At 60.2% G+C, this 18,245-nt stretch carries 17 protein-coding genes; 10 read left to right on the plus strand and 7 right to left on the minus strand.

Going from position 1 to position 18,245, the window contains the following annotated elements; all coding sequences use genetic code 11:
* Window position 1: 1 nt before the first annotated feature.
* Both P8K07_08920 and P8K07_08925 read right to left on the minus strand, forming a co-directional pair.
* Window positions 2-244, minus strand: coding sequence for a sulfurtransferase TusA family protein (locus tag P8K07_08920; protein MDG1958645.1), 243 nt, complete (start codon window positions 242-244; stop codon window positions 2-4).
* An 8-nt stretch (window positions 245-252) separates the two neighbouring features.
* Window positions 253-633: a DUF3467 domain-containing protein gene (locus tag P8K07_08925; GenBank protein ID MDG1958646.1), complete on the minus strand. Its 381-nt coding sequence runs from the start codon at window positions 631-633 to the stop codon at window positions 253-255.
* Window positions 634-651: 18 nt separating this feature from the next.
* Between P8K07_08925 and P8K07_08930 the strand changes: the two genes are divergently transcribed.
* From P8K07_08930 to P8K07_08940, 3 genes are all read left to right on the plus strand, one after another.
* On the plus strand, window positions 652-2,652 hold the full coding sequence (locus tag P8K07_08930) for an ATP-dependent helicase (protein ID MDG1958647.1): 2,001 nt from the start codon (window positions 652-654) through the stop codon (window positions 2,650-2,652).
* A gap of 66 nt (window positions 2,653-2,718) precedes the next feature.
* Entirely contained in the window at window positions 2,719-4,542 is a 1,824-nt protein-coding gene (locus P8K07_08935) for an AAA family ATPase (protein ID MDG1958648.1), read from the plus strand.
* The gene (locus P8K07_08940) at window positions 4,539-5,639 is read left to right on the plus strand and encodes a hypothetical protein (GenBank protein ID MDG1958649.1); all 1,101 of its coding nucleotides are present in this window, start codon (window positions 4,539-4,541) and stop codon (window positions 5,637-5,639) included. The genes P8K07_08935 and P8K07_08940 overlap by 4 nt, the downstream gene beginning before the upstream one ends.
* Before the next feature lie 7 nt (window positions 5,640-5,646).
* Here the strand turns inward: P8K07_08940 and P8K07_08945 are convergent, their stop codons facing one another.
* Window positions 5,647-6,567, minus strand: a complete 921-nt coding sequence (locus P8K07_08945) for an alpha/beta hydrolase (protein MDG1958650.1) — start codon at window positions 6,565-6,567, stop codon at window positions 5,647-5,649.
* Window positions 6,568-6,612: 45 nt separating this feature from the next.
* Here P8K07_08945 and dusB point away from each other — a divergent pair, with 45 nt between their 5' ends.
* Window positions 6,613-7,617: a tRNA dihydrouridine synthase DusB gene (gene dusB, locus P8K07_08950; protein MDG1958651.1), complete on the plus strand. Its 1,005-nt coding sequence runs from the start codon at window positions 6,613-6,615 to the stop codon at window positions 7,615-7,617.
* A 35-nt stretch (window positions 7,618-7,652) separates the two neighbouring features.
* Here the strand turns inward: dusB and P8K07_08955 are convergent, their stop codons facing one another.
* On the minus strand, window positions 7,653-8,408 hold the full coding sequence (locus P8K07_08955) for a dienelactone hydrolase family protein (GenBank protein MDG1958652.1): 756 nt from the start codon (window positions 8,406-8,408) through the stop codon (window positions 7,653-7,655).
* 122 nt (window positions 8,409-8,530) lie between these two features.
* On the opposite strand from P8K07_08955, the gene P8K07_08960 reads away from it, so the two are divergent.
* Window positions 8,531-8,848: a helix-hairpin-helix domain-containing protein gene (locus P8K07_08960; protein MDG1958653.1), complete on the plus strand. Its 318-nt coding sequence runs from the start codon at window positions 8,531-8,533 to the stop codon at window positions 8,846-8,848.
* A 140-nt stretch (window positions 8,849-8,988) separates the two neighbouring features.
* Here P8K07_08960 and P8K07_08965 read toward each other — a convergent pair whose 3' ends face one another.
* Complete coding sequence (locus P8K07_08965; GenBank protein MDG1958654.1) at window positions 8,989-9,432, minus strand: SRPBCC family protein; 444 nt, start codon at window positions 9,430-9,432, stop codon at window positions 8,989-8,991.
* 111 nt (window positions 9,433-9,543) lie between these two features.
* On the opposite strand from P8K07_08965, the gene mtnA reads away from it, so the two are divergent.
* Together mtnA and P8K07_08975 are read left to right on the plus strand one after the other, a co-directional pair.
* On the plus strand, window positions 9,544-10,578 hold the full coding sequence (gene mtnA / locus P8K07_08970; GenBank protein ID MDG1958655.1) for an S-methyl-5-thioribose-1-phosphate isomerase: 1,035 nt from the start codon (window positions 9,544-9,546) through the stop codon (window positions 10,576-10,578).
* A 158-nt stretch (window positions 10,579-10,736) separates the two neighbouring features.
* Window positions 10,737-11,486 carry an ATP-binding protein gene (locus tag P8K07_08975; GenBank protein MDG1958656.1) on the plus strand — a complete coding sequence of 250 codons (750 nt, stop codon included), beginning with the start codon at window positions 10,737-10,739 and terminating at the stop codon, window positions 11,484-11,486.
* Between the two features lie 60 nt (window positions 11,487-11,546).
* Here the strand turns inward: P8K07_08975 and P8K07_08980 are convergent, their stop codons facing one another.
* Complete coding sequence (locus tag P8K07_08980; protein ID MDG1958657.1) at window positions 11,547-12,437, minus strand: 3-hydroxyacyl-CoA dehydrogenase family protein; 891 nt, start codon at window positions 12,435-12,437, stop codon at window positions 11,547-11,549.
* Window positions 12,438-12,517: 80 nt separating this feature from the next.
* Between P8K07_08980 and P8K07_08985 the strand changes: the two genes are divergently transcribed.
* The 3 genes from P8K07_08985 (at window position 12,518) to P8K07_08995 (ending at window position 16,596) form a co-directional block, all read left to right on the plus strand.
* Window positions 12,518-12,850: a copper-binding protein gene (locus P8K07_08985; GenBank protein MDG1958658.1), complete on the plus strand. Its 333-nt coding sequence runs from the start codon at window positions 12,518-12,520 to the stop codon at window positions 12,848-12,850.
* 28 nt (window positions 12,851-12,878) lie between these two features.
* Window positions 12,879-14,861: a protein meaA gene (locus P8K07_08990; protein ID MDG1958659.1), complete on the plus strand. Its 1,983-nt coding sequence runs from the start codon at window positions 12,879-12,881 to the stop codon at window positions 14,859-14,861.
* Window positions 14,862-14,928: 67 nt separating this feature from the next.
* Complete coding sequence (locus tag P8K07_08995) at window positions 14,929-16,596, plus strand: acyl-CoA dehydrogenase family protein (GenBank protein MDG1958660.1); 1,668 nt, start codon at window positions 14,929-14,931, stop codon at window positions 16,594-16,596.
* On the opposite strand, the gene P8K07_09000 is transcribed toward P8K07_08995, so the two are convergent.
* Complete coding sequence (locus P8K07_09000) at window positions 16,562-18,220, minus strand: Na+/H+ antiporter (GenBank protein ID MDG1958661.1); 1,659 nt, start codon at window positions 18,218-18,220, stop codon at window positions 16,562-16,564. The genes P8K07_08995 and P8K07_09000 overlap by 35 nt on opposite strands.
* Between the last annotated feature and the right edge of the window lie 25 nt (window positions 18,221-18,245).

An 18,245-nucleotide genomic window follows, 5' to 3' on the forward strand; every position in this document is an offset into this window, starting at 1 on the left:
TCTAGCGCTCGAGCTCGATCTCCCAGCCCTCACGCCTTTTCAGGACCTGAATCACGGCATGTCCACTCGCCTCCGCCGCGCGGGGCAGGTTTTGCACCGCCCGTGGATCATCGACAAGAACCGCGAGGCGCGAACCTGCGGGCATTCCCTCGAGGGAAACCTTGGCCCGGGCCCAGTTCAGCGGGCATTGAACACCGCGAAGATCAAGTAATTCCGGTGTCTGCGGGGAAGGTTGCAAGGCCATCTTCGGGGTTATTGCAGGGTTGGTTGGGCTGCATTGGCCTCGGTGATCGGGCCGAAATTCGCTTCATAGCGCCGCAGGTTGTCCTCGAGTGCGCGCAAGATCCGCTTGGCGTGGGCCGGCGCGACGATCACACGGGAGCGGAGCAAGGCGACGGACTCCTCGGCGTCGGGTGTCTGCGGTGGCGCGAAGAGATAGTCGAGCACGAACTCCTCTGGCCTGTGGGTCACCATCATCATGTTGGCATAGACCCCCGTTGCCGTCTTGGGGTCCGTCTGCACATTCATGGGCTTCGAGTTCTTACGGGATGGATCCGACATACCCTCACCATGCCATGGTTCAGCGCGGTAGTCATCCACCAGCACCTCGGATGGTGCGAACGGCTGTTGCATAGTAGGAATCAATTCCAGATGCCTCGTTCGTATACCATCCGCCGGGAGACCAGCGGCGAGCCACTTTATCGGATCGATTATCGTGGGGAACTCAATGAGGCCCAGTACCAGGCCGCAACGACGCTCGACGGTCCGGTTCTGGTGATTGCCGGCGCAGGCAGCGGCAAGACGCGCACACTGATCTATCGGGTTGCCCGTCTGGTCGAGTCCGGGGTCGACGCCAAATCCATCCTGTTATTGACCTTCACCCGTCGCGCTTCGCAGGAGATGTTGCGCCGAGCCGAGGCTCTATTGGGAGACGAGGGGCTTGATCGGGTGACGGGCGGTACCTTTCACTCCTTCGCGAATCTCGTCTTGCGTCGGTACGGAGAGCTCTACGGCTGGCCGCCTCGCTTTACGATCCTCGATCGGAGTGATTCCGAAGATACATTGCAGCTCATGCGGGTGCGGTTGGGTCTCGACTCGCGGGAGCGGCGGTTCCCTCGCAAGAAGACTCTGGCAAAGATTTTCAGCGCCATGGTCAACCGGGGGCTATCTATCGAAGAGATTCTGGAGCTGGAGTACCCGCAACTGCTCGACGATCTCGAGGATCTGGCCGCTTGCCGGGCGGCTTTTGAGGAATATAAGTCGGACCGAAATCTGTTGGACTACGACGATCTGCTGCTCCACCTGGTCCGTCATTTGCGCGAGAACGACGAGCTCCGGCTACGTCTGCGAAAGCTGTACCGGTACATCATGGTTGACGAGTATCAGGATACCAACCAGATCCAGGCGGAGATCGTCTCCTTGCTCGCGGGAGAGAATGGGAACCTGATGATCGTGGGAGACGATGCTCAGTCGATCTATGGATTTCGCGGGGCGGATGTGGAGAATATCCTTCGGTTCCCAACCGAGCATAAGGCAACCAGCGTGATTCGTCTCGAGGAAAACTACCGCTCCACGCAACCGATTCTGGATGTGACGAACGCAGTGATCGCCGCCTCGGACCAGCGACATGAAAAAACGCTTTTTAGCTCGCGGAAGGAAGGTGAGGTTCCCTGGGTGGTCCCAGCCCCCGACGAGCGTTGGCAAAGTCTGTTCGTGAGGCAGCGTATCCTTGATCTGGTGGAGGAAGGCGTACCTCTGAATCGGATTGCAGTCCTGTTTCGTTCGTCCACGCATTCCTTTGATTTGGAACTCGAGTTGACTCGGGCGGGAATTGACTACGTCAAGCGTGGTGGGTTTCGTTTTCTGGAAAGCGCTCACGTAAAAGATGTTCTCGGCTTCCTGCGCGTACTGGAGAATGCGCAGGATTCAGTTGCCTGGGGCCGAATCCTGCTTCTGCTCGACAGCGTTGGTGCCAAGGCCGCAGGGCAGGCGCTGGAGTGGATGGGCTCTGCGGCTTCAGGCGATCGGCGACTCTCGACGTATGAAGGCAGCCCCGGCATGCGAAAGGGCGCGATCCAGTCGATCCGCTCCCTGGGGGCCTTTCTTGAGTCCCTGCAGCCGGAAGCCTCCGAGCCCTCGGTTCTGGTCGATCAGGTTCTGCGGTTTTATCAGCCAATCCTCGAGCGCGAGTATCGGGAGGACGCTCCGAAGAGAGAACGCGATCTCGAGCAGTTCCAGATCCTGGCGGAGAGATTCCCGACCCTGACGCAATTGCTTTCGGAATTGGCATTGGAGCCGCCGGTGGATGCAGTGGGCGGTTCGGTCGCGTTGGACACAGCCGACCAGGGACAATTGGTTCTCTCCACGATTCATTCGGCGAAAGGGCTGGAGTGGCATTCGGTGTTCGTTCTCTCGGTCCTCGAGGGGCGTCTGCCATCGATCTACGCCCTCGAAGCAGGAGATCTCGAAGAGGAACGTCGGCTTCTCTACGTCGCCTGTACGCGGGCCGAGGAGAACCTCTATCTCTGTTACCCGATGGAAGTGCAGGATCGCGCGATGGGCGGATTTGTTTCGGCGCGGGTGTCCCAGTTTCTGGCGGATGTTCCGGAAGAAGCGATGCTTCAGCTTCGCCTCGAAGGCGAGGAATCATGAGCATATTCCGGGCATTTGCTGATCGGTCTCGAACCGGGCAAACTCGGGTGCGGAAACCTTGAGACGATGTACGAGACTTTTTTCGGTCTAGACGAACCGCCATTCCGGCTTACGCCCGACCCGCGTTATCTCTTCCTTTCGCGTCGGCACCGGGAGGCCCTCGGACATCTTTCCTTCGGTATTCGGGACGGCGCGGGCTTCGTGGCCATTACGGGCGAGATCGGCGCCGGGAAGACGACTCTCCTGCGTTCGCTTCTCCGCGATGCCGACGAGAAAATTCAATATGCCTACGTTCTGAACCCCGTAATGACGGGGGTAGAGCTTCTCGAGGAAATCAATCACGAACTCGGTCTGCGAGAACAAGGTGGGCGGCGGGAGCTTCTCGGTGCTCTCAACCAATATCTTCTCGAGCAGAAGTCCCGGGAGCGTCAGGTCGTGATTGTCGTCGATGAGGCACAGGCTCTCGATGGAGGGATCCTCGAGCAATTGCGGATGCTGTCCAACTTCGAGACCGAGACTTCAAAACTGCTGCAGATCGTTCTGGTTGGCCAGCCGGAGCTTCGCGACCTTCTCGCACGCCCCGAGCTGACCCAGCTGAATCAGCGGATTACAGTTCGTTTCCATCTGACGGCACTGGATCGTGCTGAGACAGCGGACTACGTGCGGCATCGTCTTGCGATCGCCTCGGGTGGCGCGACCCGGGAGATCTTTACCAAGGCGGCGCTCAAGCGAATCCATGTTCATGGACGGGGTTTGCCGCGCCTGATCAACCAGATTTGTCATCGCGCGCTTCTGGTCGCGTTCGCCGCGGATCGGTCGCGCGTCACACGCCGGCTTCTGGATCAGGCTGCCGAGGAACTTGGCGATTCTCTTGGAGCCCGTCGGCCCGTCGCCCCGCGGGCGGGACGGACGAAGCGGATAGCGGCGGGCGTGGTTCTCGGGGTTGCTCTTTCGGGTTCTGCCTTTCTCGGTGCGAAGCTCTGGAGTTCCGAGATCTCGACAGAGTGGCTCGCGGTCCGGTCGCGCGAGGTGGTGGACGCGGTCACGGGTGCCCCCGAGGCCGCCAATCGGGGTGAGATTCAGGTGAGCGACGTTGAGCTTGGTGAGGCCGCGGCCTCGGAACTCGAGGATCTGGCTTTCCTCGCAGAACCGTCGGCGCCAATAGCTCCGGATCGGGACGGCGAAGCTGCCGCCGCTATGCTCGAAGGGGCATTTCGACAGTCGTCCTCGGGCCACTCTGCCTATGAGGCGATCGAATCCTTGCTGGCTACCTGGCCCGCGGCCCCGCTGTCGCCAGCGGAGTCCTCGGCTAATGAATTTGATCTCGCAGGGATCGCCGCGGATCGTGGTTTGTCCTACGAGTTGGTCGAGGGCGATGTAGGACTGCTGGGGGTTCTCGACCTGCCGGTGATTCTCGAGGTGAGTGCGGGGAGCGATGGCGGTGGGGCACGATTCGGTCTTCTGGAATCGGTGTCTGCCGGTCGTGTTCTCTTTCGCTTTGATGGCAGTAGTTTCTCGTTGCCTGCCGGGATTCTGGATTCGTACTGGAATGGGCGGGCGCATCTGTTCTGGAAGGACGTTGACGACCTCGGACCGTTGTTGGCGGAGGGCTCGTTTGGCCCGCAGGTCGAACGTCTGCATCTGCTCTTGCGCGACGCGGATATTTCGGACGCCAGTATCGGTGATGTTTTTGATTCGACCACGGCCGACGCAATCGCTCGCTTTCAGGAGGGAATTGGCCTCCGGGTGGACGGGAAAGTGGGTCCCTTGACCATGATCGCGCTTTACCGTGCGGGGTTGCCTGGCGCGATGCCGCGCCTGAGCGCTCCCGTCGAGATACAGCCTATCTCGTCCACTTCGGCGGGGAACTCCGGAGGTTTCCGACCATGAGTACAGTATTGGATGCTTTAGCCAAAGCCGATCGAAAGACCAGCGGCTCAGTTGAGCCAGGCGCGCCGCCGCCCTCGGGACCTCCTCCGCGATCACGCATGTGGCGGATCCTCGCTTTGGTTGTTCTGGTCGGCGGGACCTTCGTGGTCGGGATGTTTACCGGAGAGGAGGATGCTGGTGATGGAGACGGTTCGGCTTTGCCCTCCGTTCAATCGGACTCGGTCCAGTCAGACTCCGCAGCCGGTCTTGCCGCGAGCGCCGGGGATGGCGAGATTCTCGACGGGCGCGATGTTCCTGCCGAACTCGAGGTGGCCGAAGTGGATCTGACCGAGGAAAGTCCGAAGGCCGCCGGTGCTGTTGCGCGAAGGGTTCCGGGTGCCGGGAAGCCGCAGAAGCGCGCTGGCAATGAGGCTTCGGTGGCGGCGGAAAACGGCGCACCTGGCGACGCGATCGCCGCGCGCGAGGTTTGGCGGGAGCAACGGATGGCCGCCCGCGATGCCGCCCGTGCGGCGCGTAAAAGCGTGGCTGAGGGCGAGCTATCGCGCGAGGAGTACCGCGAGGAGAGGCGCGAGCAACGGGCCTTGATGAAGCAGGAGAGGGCTGAGAATCAGGCCGATCGTCGCGCGGCCCAGTTGGAGCGTCGGAATGAATTGCGTGCCAAACGGCTGGCCCGGGCGGCCGAAAAATCCGGCAAGGCTTCAGCGGTGGCTGGGTCGGTGGCTCAAAAGCCCGCTGGTGTGGCGACGAGCGAGGACACGGGTGCCGTGAGGGCCGGGAGCATCGGAGAGTCCCCCGTCGCGTCACCAATAGTCGTGCCGGAGGTTACCCCTCTGCCCGGATCCCCCGCTGAACCACCGGAGGGGCATTCGCTGGAGGTGCGGCGGTCGATGCCGACAGGTGCACCCGCGATGCGCATCCAGATACTCCAATGGTCTCGCGACGATGAGCGCCGTTTTGCATTTCTCAGTGTTGAAGGTGGCCGTGCGACGCGGGTGACGGAAGGTACCGTGTTGGGTCCCGTGCAGGTCAAGACCATCTATCGCGAAATGATCGAGTTGGAAGTGAACGGGAACACTTTCCTGCTTCGCGCCAATTAAGCGCGCATCAGGAGCTCTTTGCCGTTGTGGAGGCCTTCTCGTCGGGGAGGTCGCTCAGGAACTCACGGATCGCCGCGAGCAGCAGGTCCGGCTGGTCGAAGTGAATCATATGACCCGCCTGCGGGATTTCGACGTATTGGGCGTTGGGAAAAGCACCCACTCGGGCCTCCAGTTCCTCCGGCTTCAGGTAGACGGCGCCCGGCTCATCATTCCAGAACTCCCCCGACTCGCTTCCCTGCAGAAGGAGCGTCGGCACCGTGATCTGCGACCAGCAGTGCAGCATCCACTCCAAACGAAAGCCGCCCGCCACCCCGAGAGTCACGAGCATGGGGTCAAATTTCCATTCCAGAGTCCCGTCCTCGCGGGCGCGCGTTCCCAACTCGGTGAGATCACGTGCCTTGGCCTCGCTCAGCCGTGGATTGCGTTTGCGCAGGCGAGCAAATGCGGCCTCCAGATCGGGCAGGCCAGGCAGGCCACCCTGTGCGCGATCGATGGCACGCCAAACCATCCGATGGCGCTTCAGGCGCCATGGGATGGATCGCGGAGGAGGGCCGATGCCTTCGATAATGATCACGGCGCGAGCCACGTCCGGGAAGGTTCCCGCCCATTGGCCAACAATTTCGCCACCAAGCGAGTGGCCGACCACGATAGGCTTTTCCAGCCGAAGGGCACGAATCATATTTCGGATATCGCCCACGAAATGACCGAAGGCGTAATAGGGCGTGGACTCGCTATCTCCGTGACCGCGGAGGTCGATCGCATAAACCCGATAGTCACGACTCAGTTCGCGCGACAGGTCATCGAACGAGTGGCTATGGTCGCGCAGTCCATGGACGAGCACCAACGGCGGGTTTTCGAGGCGTCCCCAATCGCGGAAATGAATCCGAAGAGCTCCGCTGCGAAAGAAACGTTCTCGGTAATCGCGCATGGTTGGGGAGTAGCGACCGGCGCTTCGGATCGCTACCTTGGTGCTATGGCTGCATCGTTTTCTCTCGGGGAAATGCGGATTGACCCGGCACTTGTCCTCGCTCCGATGTCGGGTGTGACCGATATGGCTTTCCGCCGTTTGATTCGGGAATTGAACCCGGGGGCTGTGGGCCTTGTGGTGAGCGAGTTCATCTCAATTGAAGGCCTGACTCGTAAGGATCTGCGCAGTCAAAGGATGCTGACCTACCACCCGAACGAACATCCGATCTCAATCCAGATCTTCGGCGCGGACGCGGACCGGATGGCCGAAGCGGCCGCCATGGTCCAGGCGACCGGAGTGGATGTCCTCGACATCAATTGTGGATGTCCGGTTCCAAAAGTCGTTCGTCGCGGGGGTGGCGCTGATCTCATGCGTCAGGCCGACCGACTGGAGAAACTTCTGCGTGCGGTCAAGCGGGAGCTCTCGATCCCCCTCACGCTCAAGGTACGCGCGGGATGGGATGAGAATTCGATCAACGCGCCGGAGATCGCCCAGATGGCCGAGTCCTGCGGCGTTGAAATGATGGGCGTCCACGGCCGGACCCGAGTGCAGCTCTACAAGGGAGCTGCGGATTGGGAAATCATTCGCTCGGTCAAGGATGCCGTCGGTATTCCGGTGCTGGGTAGCGGTGATGTCGTTTCGGTGGCGACGGCACGAAAACGGTGGGAGGTGGGTGGCGTTGATGGCCTGCTCATCGGTCGCGGCGCAATGGAAAATCCTTGGATCTTCTCGCAACTGGCAGCGGACCTGAAAGGCGAAACCGCACCGACACCAACTCTCGAGGATCGTTTCGCGGCCCTGCGGCGCTATTACGAACTTCTCCTCGAGAGCTACCCCGAGAAGACCGCTGCTCCGCGACTCCGCGGGATGGGCTGTCGGACGCTGAAATCGTTTCCGGGCAGCGCCATCCTTCGGGATCGTGTTGGCAAATCGCGCACCGCGGAGGAGCTTTTTCAATTGCTGGAGGACTTTCTCGCATACCGCGATCGCAAGGGGCATGCGGCAGCCTAGTTGCGGGCATGTCTCCTTATCCGGCTTGTCCTTGTCTATCGAAGGGTCTTCTGCAGAAATTCGATGGCTCGGCCCCAAGCGTCCTCCGCGGCATGCGGTCGAAAAGCCTCGGGGCGATACAGGTTCAGAAACGCGTGTCCGGCTCGGGGGTAGCGATGCAACTCGAGGGCGAGATGGCTCTCGCTGCAGCTCGATTCGAGTTCGTCGAGGTCGCTGACGGGGATCAGCGCGTCTTCGAGGCCATAGAGGCCGAGTAGCGGGCAGGCGAGGTCGCGGATCATGTCGAGCGCGCTCTCCGGCCGGTGCGGGGTCCGTTGGGTCGTCTGGAGCATACCGTAGAAACTGACGGCCGCCGTGAATTGCGGGATGCGACACGCCGACATGATTGCGAATTGCCCTCCCAGGCAAAACCCGACGACTCCAGTCGATGAGGAACCTGTGGCGCTCAGATAACCGGCGGCTGCCGCGATATCGGAAAGGATCCGACGGTCGGGGAGCGCATCGATCCAGCGATGAACCGCTTTCATATCGCTGAGTTGGGGCGCGCCTTCGCGGCTATAGATGTCGAGCACCAGCGTCCGCATGCCCGCGTGGGCGAGAGCGGCACCGAGCTGCTCGTAGAGTGACGATAGCCCGTGCACATCTGGTACGAGGACGATTCCGGATCTCGCATTTGCGAGTGTTTCGAAAAGAACCCCTCGAATCTCCGCTCCGTTGTTGAGGAAAGAAATTTCCTCGCCGCGAATGCCGCCGGTATCGGGCTCCCATTTGTGCTCGCTGTCATTGTTCATCGTTCGGTCTTGGCCTTTCCTGCGAAGAATATCCGTTGGCCGAGCCGATAGGGCCTGGCCCCAGCGCTCGAGGGCGCGGGAGTCCCAAGCGGATATCCGATGTAATCGAAAAGGAGAATAGGATGATGAGGAAAGTTTTTCGTAAGACGTGCATACGCGCGGCGGTCTTGAGCGCGATGCTCTGGGGATCGCTTGGGGTGGCCGGATCCGCTCTGGGTGCTGAGGAGGTTCTCGACCTGAATCAGGCCTCGGTCGCGGAGCTCTCGAGCTTGCCGGGTATCGGGTTGGTGCGCGCGCAGGCGATCGTGGCTCGGCGGTCCGAGATGCGATTTGGAAGAGTTGAAGAACTACTCGACGTTCCCGGGATCGGAGATGCCGTTTTTGCCGGACTCCAATCTCGGGTGCGGATCGTGCCGGTGAATCCTCCTCCGTCGAGGTAGGTACTTGGCCGCCGAGAGGCTCACGGGACCAGCGCCGATCACCTGATATCGGATTGATTTCAGAAAGATTTCGGCCGCTCGATTCGATTCCCGATGAGCTTCTCGCGCTGGTCGGGCTGCGCGTCTACCTGGCTGCGCGTCTACTCGGCTGCGCGCCGCTGAACTTCCGTGGAGAGTTCCTCGAGCGAGTTTCGCAAAGCGGATCCTTCGGCAATCCGGCGAATCGGCCCCGGAATCCAGAATCCGGTCTCGACTGCTTGATGGCAGATGCAATTAGTTCCACCATCTTCCGCGACCAGCTCGTAGGAGCCTTCGATCGAAGTGAGGTCCCCCTCGGTCATTCGCCATGAAAACCCGTCGGGTAGGTTGAAACTGTAGGCGAGGGTGTAACGTACTGTGCGAATCGTCATATCTATGGCGAACGCAACATGGCTGCCCAGTCCCTCGGGCCCACGGTCAATGATGCGCGCTTCGGTAAAAGCGCCGGACCATTTCGGATAAGCCTCGAAATCCGTGAGCACCGCCAGAACATCGACGGGCGAGCATGGAATGTGAATGGTTTCGGTTCTCTTGGTAGCCGCCATGATCTATCTGCTGATGGTTTTAGGACATCAGGTCAAGCCCGAAGCGTATGGAGCCGGGGTTTGCATTCTGGCTATTGTCCCCGGCCGAGGGGCTCGGTAAACAAGAAAGCGATGAAAAAAGTTCGCACTGTTGAGTGGAAAAAAGATCGCGTCGTGATGTTGGACCAGACGCTACTTCCGAATCGCGAGGTTTACCGAATCTATAAGGACCCGCTCGACGTCGTTCGAGCAATTCGTGAATTGGTTATCCGGGGTGCGCCTGCGATCGGTGTGGCCGCTGCGATGGGTCTCGCTCTGGGCGCACAGAAAATCGGCCCGAAGCGGTTTCCACAGGACTTTGAAAAGCTCTGCCGTCAGTTTGCGGCAGCGCGTCCGACCGCGGTAAACCTGTTTTGGGCGATCGATCGTATGCGCCGGGTGATGCAGGAGAACGCCCACAAACCGCTCGAATCACTTCGCTTGATCTTGAAACGCGAGGCGATTGCCGTCTATCGCGAGGATCTGGATGCGAATCAGCGGCTCTCCGAGTTCGGCGGAGCCTTGCTTCCTGAAAAGGGGACGGTTCTGACTCATTGCAACGCAGGCGGTCTCGCCACTGCCGGGATCGGGACAGCACTGGGTGTCATCCTGGCGGCGCGCGATATGGGCAAGGACATCGAGGTCTTTGCCGATGAGACGCGACCAATCCTGCAGGGCGCGCGCCTCACGGCCTGGGAGTTGAAGCGAGCCAAATGCCCCGTCACGGTAATCACAGACGGAATGGCCGGACATTTCATGAAAGAGGGCCGGATTGATGCGGTCGTGGTTGGGACCGATAGAACGGCTGCCAACGGAGATGTTTGCAACAAGATCGGGACTTATACAGTTGCGGCAATGGCGGCCCGGCACAAAATTCCTTTTTATGTGGCAGCCCCGACGACCTCGATCGACCTTAAATGCAAAAGCGGCGACGAGATACCGATCGAAGAGCGAGACCCTTCGGAAATCTCCAGAATCGGTAACACGGTGGTTATGCCCAAAGGGGTGGCGGCAGCCAATCCGGCGTTTGATGTCACGCCCAGCCGTTACGTCACCGGGATTATCACGGAAAATGGAGTCGCGACCAGACCCTACCGTTCACGATTAAAGGAGTTGGTGAAAGGCTAGGGGCTTTGCTCCCACGCGGGCAATCAGGCATAGCTGTTGGTGGAACTGCCCGACGGGGGCAGGCATCGGAACTGGTTGAGGGGATTTGCGGTGGAAGCTGAAGCTGATGGAGCCACGGACGGTTTGTTGAGGGTTTGCTTCAGGCAACGGGGACTGCGATGAGCGCGGCTCCCAAAAGGGCGCGGGTAGCTGATCCGGATCCTTCCGGCCGTGAGCGGCTGCGGCAGGCCGAAAACCTGGCGGCGTTGAACATCTTGCTGGCCGGGATCGCTCATAACCTCGCGAACCCGTTGGCGGCGATCGGGAATTTTCTCGCATTGGTGCCCGACCAATGGGAGCAGAGCGAGAGCTTTCGAACCGCGGACTACCAGCGCGCTCTGCAGGATTTGAGTCGGGTGCAGGAGCAGATCGAGAGTTTGACCAGGATCGCGGTCGCGCCGGATCTGGAGACGGTCGAACCTTGGCGTGTAGAGACGCTCGCTGCCGAACTTCATCTTTACGCGCTTGGTGCCGCAGCCGAGAGAGGGATTTCGATCGATTACCAGATCGAGCGACCCGAGAACCCGTCCTTGCAGCCGCGTGAGGTCCTCAAGCAGATCTTGATCGTCCTTTTGGACAATGCGATCGGATTTGCTGCCGAAAGTGGCACGGTCCACTTGGGGGTTTCGGTCGAGGCGCGGTCTGACGATATCTGGTTGAAGATGCTGGTTCGGGATGACGGACCGGGCATACCGGCAGCCTCCGTCGAGAGGATCTTCGAGCCCTTCTATTCGACCAGAAACGGCGGAATGGGCATCGGCCTTTTCGTGGGCCGACAGCTGGCGCGAGCCTACGGAGGAGATCTGCGGCTGGAATCAAACGGTCCGGGCGCTTCTTTTGCGTTGATGATTCCGCTCGCAGCTCCGTGAAAAAATCACCCATGTCGGCGGCCCCCGGAATGGCCGCCGACATGCGTTTCCATATTTTTTCTAGAGTGCGGGGTTCGGCTTGGCGGGACGATCCGAATAGTCGTAGAAGCCGAGCTTGGTCTTCCGACCCAATTGCCCCGCGAGAAGGAGTCTACGCAGGATCGGAGGCGGGGCGAAGCGTGCCTCACCGTATTCCTCGTAGAGATTGGTCGCCATCTCGTTGACGACGTCGAGTCCGATGAAGTCTGCGAGAGTGAAGGGGCCCATCGGATGAGCTGCTCCGTTGCACATGGCCGTGTCGATGTCCTGGACGGATCCGTTTCCACGTTGCCATTCGAGCATGGCGTCGATCATATAAGGGACCAGCAGTCGGTTGACGACAAATCCGGTCGAGTCCTTGAGAACAATCGGTGTCTTCCCGCAGCTCTCGGCGAAGGCGCGCGCTGTTTCGGTGACGTCCGCTCTCGTCTGCAGGGTGGCCGCGACCTCGACCAGTTTCATGGCCGGCGCCGGGTTGAAGAAATGCAAGCCGACAACTCGCTCCGGGTGCTTTGTTTTGACGGCAATTTCGGTCAGGCCAAGCGAGGAAGTGTTGCTGCCGAATATGGCGGTTTCGGAACAGATCGAATCCAGTCGATCAAAAGCGCTGTGTTTGATCTCGAGATCCTCAATAATGGACTCGACGACCAGATCGCAGGGGGCGAGAGCTTCGAATTCGGTGGTGACGGTCAATCGTCCCGCAGCAGCGTCCCGGTCCGCTTGTTCCATCCGCCCCTTCGAGACGAGTTTGTCCCAGCCACCCAGAATCTTCGCCGTCAGTTTTTCCGTGTCTCCGGGGGTGGCCTTTACCAATACGGTCTCGTAGCCAGACTGTGCGGCGACTTGCGCTATGCCCAATCCCATCTGTCCTGCCCCGAGAACGCCTACCTTCTTGATATCCGCTGTGCTCATGGGCCAAACACTTACGTTAAGAGGGGTCTATCGGCAACTGGGGTGCCACTTGATCGAATCTGCTAGGAGATCATAATCATATGATGGGATATCGACGTTTCTGGCTGTTTTTGCCGCTCCTGCTGGTTTTATTGCCGGCAGGCTGCAGCAGTGAACGGGGTGAGGATCGTGTAGCCTATGAAGTTCGCGGTAGAGTCATCCGCATCGAGGCGGCTCGTCGGTCGGTCGTGATCGCGCATGAGCCGATTCCGGGCTTTATGGAAGCCATGACCATGCCCTTCGAGGTGAGGGATTCTTCGATTCTGGATGGCATTCAGAAGGACGAAGAGGTGCAGTTCCAGCTCCTGGTTCAGGGGAACCATGCCTGGATCTCCACGATAGGGCCCGCATCCCCGGCTGCCGAGGAGCAATAGTGTCTCCCACGACCTCGATCCAATTGCTATGGTGGTGCCTGTGAATCGTGACAGACCATGGGTGATGCGGACGTATTCCGGCCATAGCAGCGCGGCAGCGTCGAACGAACTCTACCGTCTCAACTTGAGCAAGGGTCAGACTGGCCTTTCGGTCGCCTTCGATCTGCCGACGCAGACTGGCTACGATAGCGACGACCCCCTCGCGCGAGGTGAGGTCGGCAAGGTCGGTGTGCCGATTTCCCATATCGGCGATATGGAGCGCCTCTTCGATCAGATTCCGCTGGAGGCCATGAACACCTCCATGACGATCAACGGGACCGCCGCATGGCTTCTAGCTCTTTATATTGCTGTCGCCGAGAAGCAGGGTGTGGACCCGGCTGTGCTCAAGGGGACGACCCAAAACGATATCATCAAGGAGTACCTGTCCCGCGGTACGTATATTTTCCCCCCGGCAGCCAGCATGCGCTTGAAGGGGGATATCGTGCGATACACGGTGCGGGAGGTTCCCAAGTGGAACCCGACGAACGTGTGCAGCTACCACCTGCAGGAGGCTGGAGCGACCCCCGTGCAGGAGGTTGCATATGCTCTCGCCGCAGCAATCGCGATTCTTGATGAGGTCAAGTCTTCGGGCGAGTTCGATGCCAAGGCGATTGCGAAGGTCGTCGGGCGCATCAGCTTTTTCGTGAATTCGGGCATTCGGTTTGTCGAGGAAATCTGCAAACTCCGCGCCTTCGGTCGTTTATGGGATGAAATCACTCGCGAGCGCTATGAGGTCGAAGATCCTGCGATGCGGCGCTTTCGTTACGGTGTGCAGGTGAATTCCCTCGGCCTGACGGAGGCCCAACCCGAGAACAATATTACCAGAATTGTGCTCGAATCCCTCGGGGTGACGCTTTCGAAAGACGCCCGGTGTCGGGCCCTTCAGTTGCCCGCCTGGAACGAGGCGCTAGGTCTCCCGCGTCCCTGGGACCAGCAATGGAGTCTGCGAATTCAGCAAGTGCTTGCGTTCGAGACCGACATCCTTGAATACGGCGATATTTTCGAGGGTTCCACCGTGATCGAAGCGAAGGTCGAGGAGATTGCCGCCGCAGCGAAAGCCGAACTCGAAGAGGTTCTCGAGCAGGGTGGGATCGTTGCTGCGGTTGATTCCGGCTGGGTCAAGCAGCGTCTCGTTCGATCCCAATTCGATCGCCTTCGGCGGATCGAGGACGGCGATCAGACCGTCGTCGGCGTCAATCGGTTTCAGGAAACAGCGGAGTCGCCACTTGGCGGCGGCGGTGCCGAGGCCATTTTACAAGTGGACGAAGCAGCCGAACGAGATCAGATTGCCTCCCTCGAGGCTTTCCGAGCCGAACGTGATTCGGCGCGGGCCGAGGCCGCATTGGCCGAGATGGTCGAAGCCGCCAAGAGTGGTGCGAATATCATGCCCTCGTCGATTCGCTGCGCCCACGCCGGGGTGACGACCGGGGAATGGGCCGGCGCGCTTCGCGAACTCTTCGGAAATTACCGCGCACCAACCGGGATTGCCGCTTCGGGCGCGAGTCCGACGGAGGCGAATCCCCGATTGCTGAGTCTGCGCGAGCATGTCGACGAGGTCTCGGAGCGTATTGGGCATCGTCCCAAGGTCCTGATCGGAAAGCCCGGTCTTGATGGCCACTCAAACGGCGCCGAGCAGATTGCTGTCGCGTGCGCAGACGCGGGGCTCGAGGTTATTTACGGAGGGATCCGACTGTCTCCGGAGGAGATCGTCGCCACGGCCTGCGACGAATCCGTCGACATTGTCGGCCTGAGTATTCTTTCCGGTTCCCATCTCACTCTGGTTCCCCAAATCCTGGACGGACTGCGAGCCCGCGGTGGCGGCGATATCCCCCTAGTGCTCGGAGGGATTGTTCCGGACGAAGATGCCGAGACTCTGAAAAAACGTGGTGTGGCTCGAATCTACACCCCGAAGAACTACGATTTGCTCGCGATCATTGACGATATGGTTGAGGTCGCAGCGGCCGCCACCTGAAGGCGACCGGAGCAAGCAAACGACCACAAATTTGATAACAATCGAGAACAACAAGCAGGAGTATCTGATGGTAGCCACGAATGAAGCAATGGACCTGACCGAGAGCCAAACAGAAGCGCTGGCGGGAGTTTCCCGCGTCGCCAAAAGTCTGCGAGAGATCGTCGATGCGGCGTTGGCCTCCGGTCGGGAACGAACCAATGGTGGGCGGGATATTGACAGCCATCAGGTGCATACCGAGCGACTGGCTAATTTGGCAACCGAGGTCGAGGCTGCGGAGTCGCTTCTCGCCTATGCGGAACAAGCGGCTGACCACGATGATTTCGCCGTCGAAACCGCGGCTATCTTCACGGCGATGGTGGCCTCTCGGGCCCGCACTTCCGCCTTCGAGCAGGGCGACGTTTTCGGTGTGTCGAGCGAGCAGATCGAGGCTACGCTGGGCAGTGCGGAAACTCAGGCATTCATCCGGGCAGGAATGGATGATCGCAGGATCGAAGCTCTGGGCCAGCGGGTTGTCGATCTGGGGACCACGCCCGACGTCTGGTGGGAGGATGACCTCGAGAGGATGACCCGCGATACCGTTCGGTCGTTTGCGCGTGCCGAAATCGCACCTCATGCTCAGGAAATCCACATGAATGATGATCTCGTTCCCGAGAGCTTCATTACGAAGATGGCCGAGCAGGGTTATTTTGGTTTGGCGATCCCGGAAGATTACGGCGGCCAGGGTATGAGCAACGTTGCGATGATCGTGACGACGGAGGAGCTGTCGGTCGCTTCCTTGGCAGCAGCCGGGAGCTTGATAACGCGGCCGGAGATCCTCTCGAAGGCACTGATCACCGGTGGGACCGAAGAACAGAAACAGGCCTGGCTTCCCAAGTTGGCAAGTGGCGAAATCATGGCAGCAATCTCGGTGACGGAGCCCGATACGGGCTCTGACGTCGCCAGCGTAAAAGTTCGCGCGGAAAAGGGCGAGCTCGACGGTGTGGAGGGTTATTTCCTCAACGGTGCGAAGGCCTGGTGCACATTCGCCGGCCGGGCGAACGTGATCGCCATGCTGACCCGCACGGATCCCGACGTCTCGCTTGGGGCCAAGGGGTTGTCTTTATTCATCGTGCCAAAGGACTCTTTTGAGGGTCATGCATTCGAAATGAAGCAACCGCATGGCGGCTCCATTTCCGGCAAGGCTGACCGCACCCCCGGTTATCGCGGGATGCACTCCTATACCCTCGGAATCGAGAATTATTTTGTACCGGCCGAGAATCTGGTCGGTGGCGAGGGTCGGGGGTTCGTCTTGCAGATGGGCGGTTTTGCCGCCGGGCGTCTGCAGACGGGTGGCCGTGCGACAGGCCTTTCGCAGGCCGCGATCGAGGCTGCAGCAGCCTACGCGAACGAGCGTTCGCAGTTCGGCAAGACCCTTGGGTCCTACCAATTGACGCAGCATAAACTTGGCAAGATGGCGGTTGAGGTGGCGGCAGGTCGCCAGCTGACCTACCACGCAGCCCGGATTATGGATTCGGGAGACTATCGCTCCCCGGTTGCCGCGATGGCCAAGCTCTTTACCTGTGACGTTGCCGTCCGCACGACGCAGGAGGCACAAATTCTTCACGGAGGATGGGGCTACGCAGAGGAGTACGCAATTTCACGGTTTGTGGTGGATGCTCTGGTCCTGCCGATCTTCGAGGGGGTAAAGCCGATCCTCGGTCTCAAGGTGATCGGTCGGAGCCTCCTCTCCGCCTGAGTTTGCGATGGAGGGCCGCAGCCTTGTCGATGATCTGGCTGCGTGCCCCTCGTTCCTCGAGGTCGATTTCCCGCTCGATTTTCGCGAAGCTCCCCTGGCTTAATTTATGACCACGGAACAAACGGTGCAGCTCACGTCTCTCGACTCTGAGTAGTTGCAGGTAGAGGTCGAGGCCACGGTTCTGCACCTGGCGCTTTCTCTCGGGGTCTTCTCCCCCTTCGACAAAGGCCAACCTGCCCGCGAGACTCTGGCGAACCCACATGACGTCGGCGGGTGCCAACGGCAATTTCTCATCCTCCATGCGCCGGTCGAATTCCGCGATTGGCGCCTTGAGAATGGCAATCCGCGCTTCTCTCTCCTGTTCGATTGAGCGGTGTGTTCCCGGGCCGCCGAACGCGCCTGCGATGAAGGGCAGGCTCAGGCCGTTGACCACGAGGGTCACGAGCACGACAGCGGCGGTCAGAAAGATAATCAGACTGCGGTCGGGGAATGCCTCGCCCGCACTGTTGGTCAGCGGTAGCGCCAGCGCTGCCGCCAGCGATACGACCCCCCGCATGCCGGCCCAGCCCACCAGAACATGATCTTTCCAATGCAGATCGGGGTAGCTGCCGTGGGGCAATCGCTTGAGGAGGACACCAACGAGTCGAGCGACAGGATAGGCCCAAAGCAGGCGGATCCCGAGCACCAGCCCGGCAGTCAGAGCCGCGAAGCCCACGAGTTCGAGATTTGTCCACCCGGAAAGGCCGTGGAGGATGCTCTGAAGCTGGACGCCAATCAGGAGGAAGATCGCGCCATTGATAAGGTATTCAACGGTGGCCAGGACGGCATGCGTGTCCATGCGGGAGTTGGCGCTGAACACCTCTTCTCGGCGTCGGCTGATCGAAAGGCCCGCCGCAACAACCGCCAGTACGCCGGAAAACCCCAGTTCTTGAGCCCCCAGAAAAGTCAGAAAGGGAAGCGTCAACGTGAACGTGATTTCGGCCACCGGGTCATCCATTCGGCGAAACACAGCAATCGCAAAGATACCGACAAGGACTCCGACGCCCAAACCCCCACCGACTTCCAGCAGGAATCGAAGACCGGCATCCGTCCATTCAAAGGCTCCCGACACCACGGCGAGGACCGCGAATTGATAGGCCACAAGTCCGCTCGAATCGTTCACCAGGCTCTCGCCTTCGAGGATCGCAATGACCCTGTCGGGGATATTCAAGCGTCTGGCGATCGCGACCGCAGCGACGGCATCGGTGGGTGCGACAATCGCACCCAGTGCGAAGCCCGCAGCCAGAGTCATGCCCGGGATCAGTGCGTGAGCCGCAAATCCGATCGCGCCCGCGGTAACCAGCACGAGGCCGAGGGCGAGCCCGCTGATCGGGGCGAGGTTTTCACGAAATTGATGCCACGGCATTCGTATGGCCGCGGAGAACAGAAGGGGCGGCAGGCAGCCGAGAAAGATTACGTCCGGATCAATGGAGATCGAGGGGAATCCGGGTGCCAGACCCAGTCCGGCGCCCGCGAGCACCAGCAGGATCGGGAACGGAAACGCAACCTTTCTCGCGATGACCGAAAGAATCACCACCGCACAGAAGAGAAAAACCGCTAGTTCGATGCTGTACTGAATGGACACGCAGCACCTAATTGTCGGGAAATAC

The sequence above is a fragment of the Candidatus Binatia bacterium genome, from assembly GCA_029248525.1.
In the GTDB taxonomy this organism is placed as follows: Bacteria; Desulfobacterota; Binatia; order UBA12015; family UBA12015; genus UBA12015.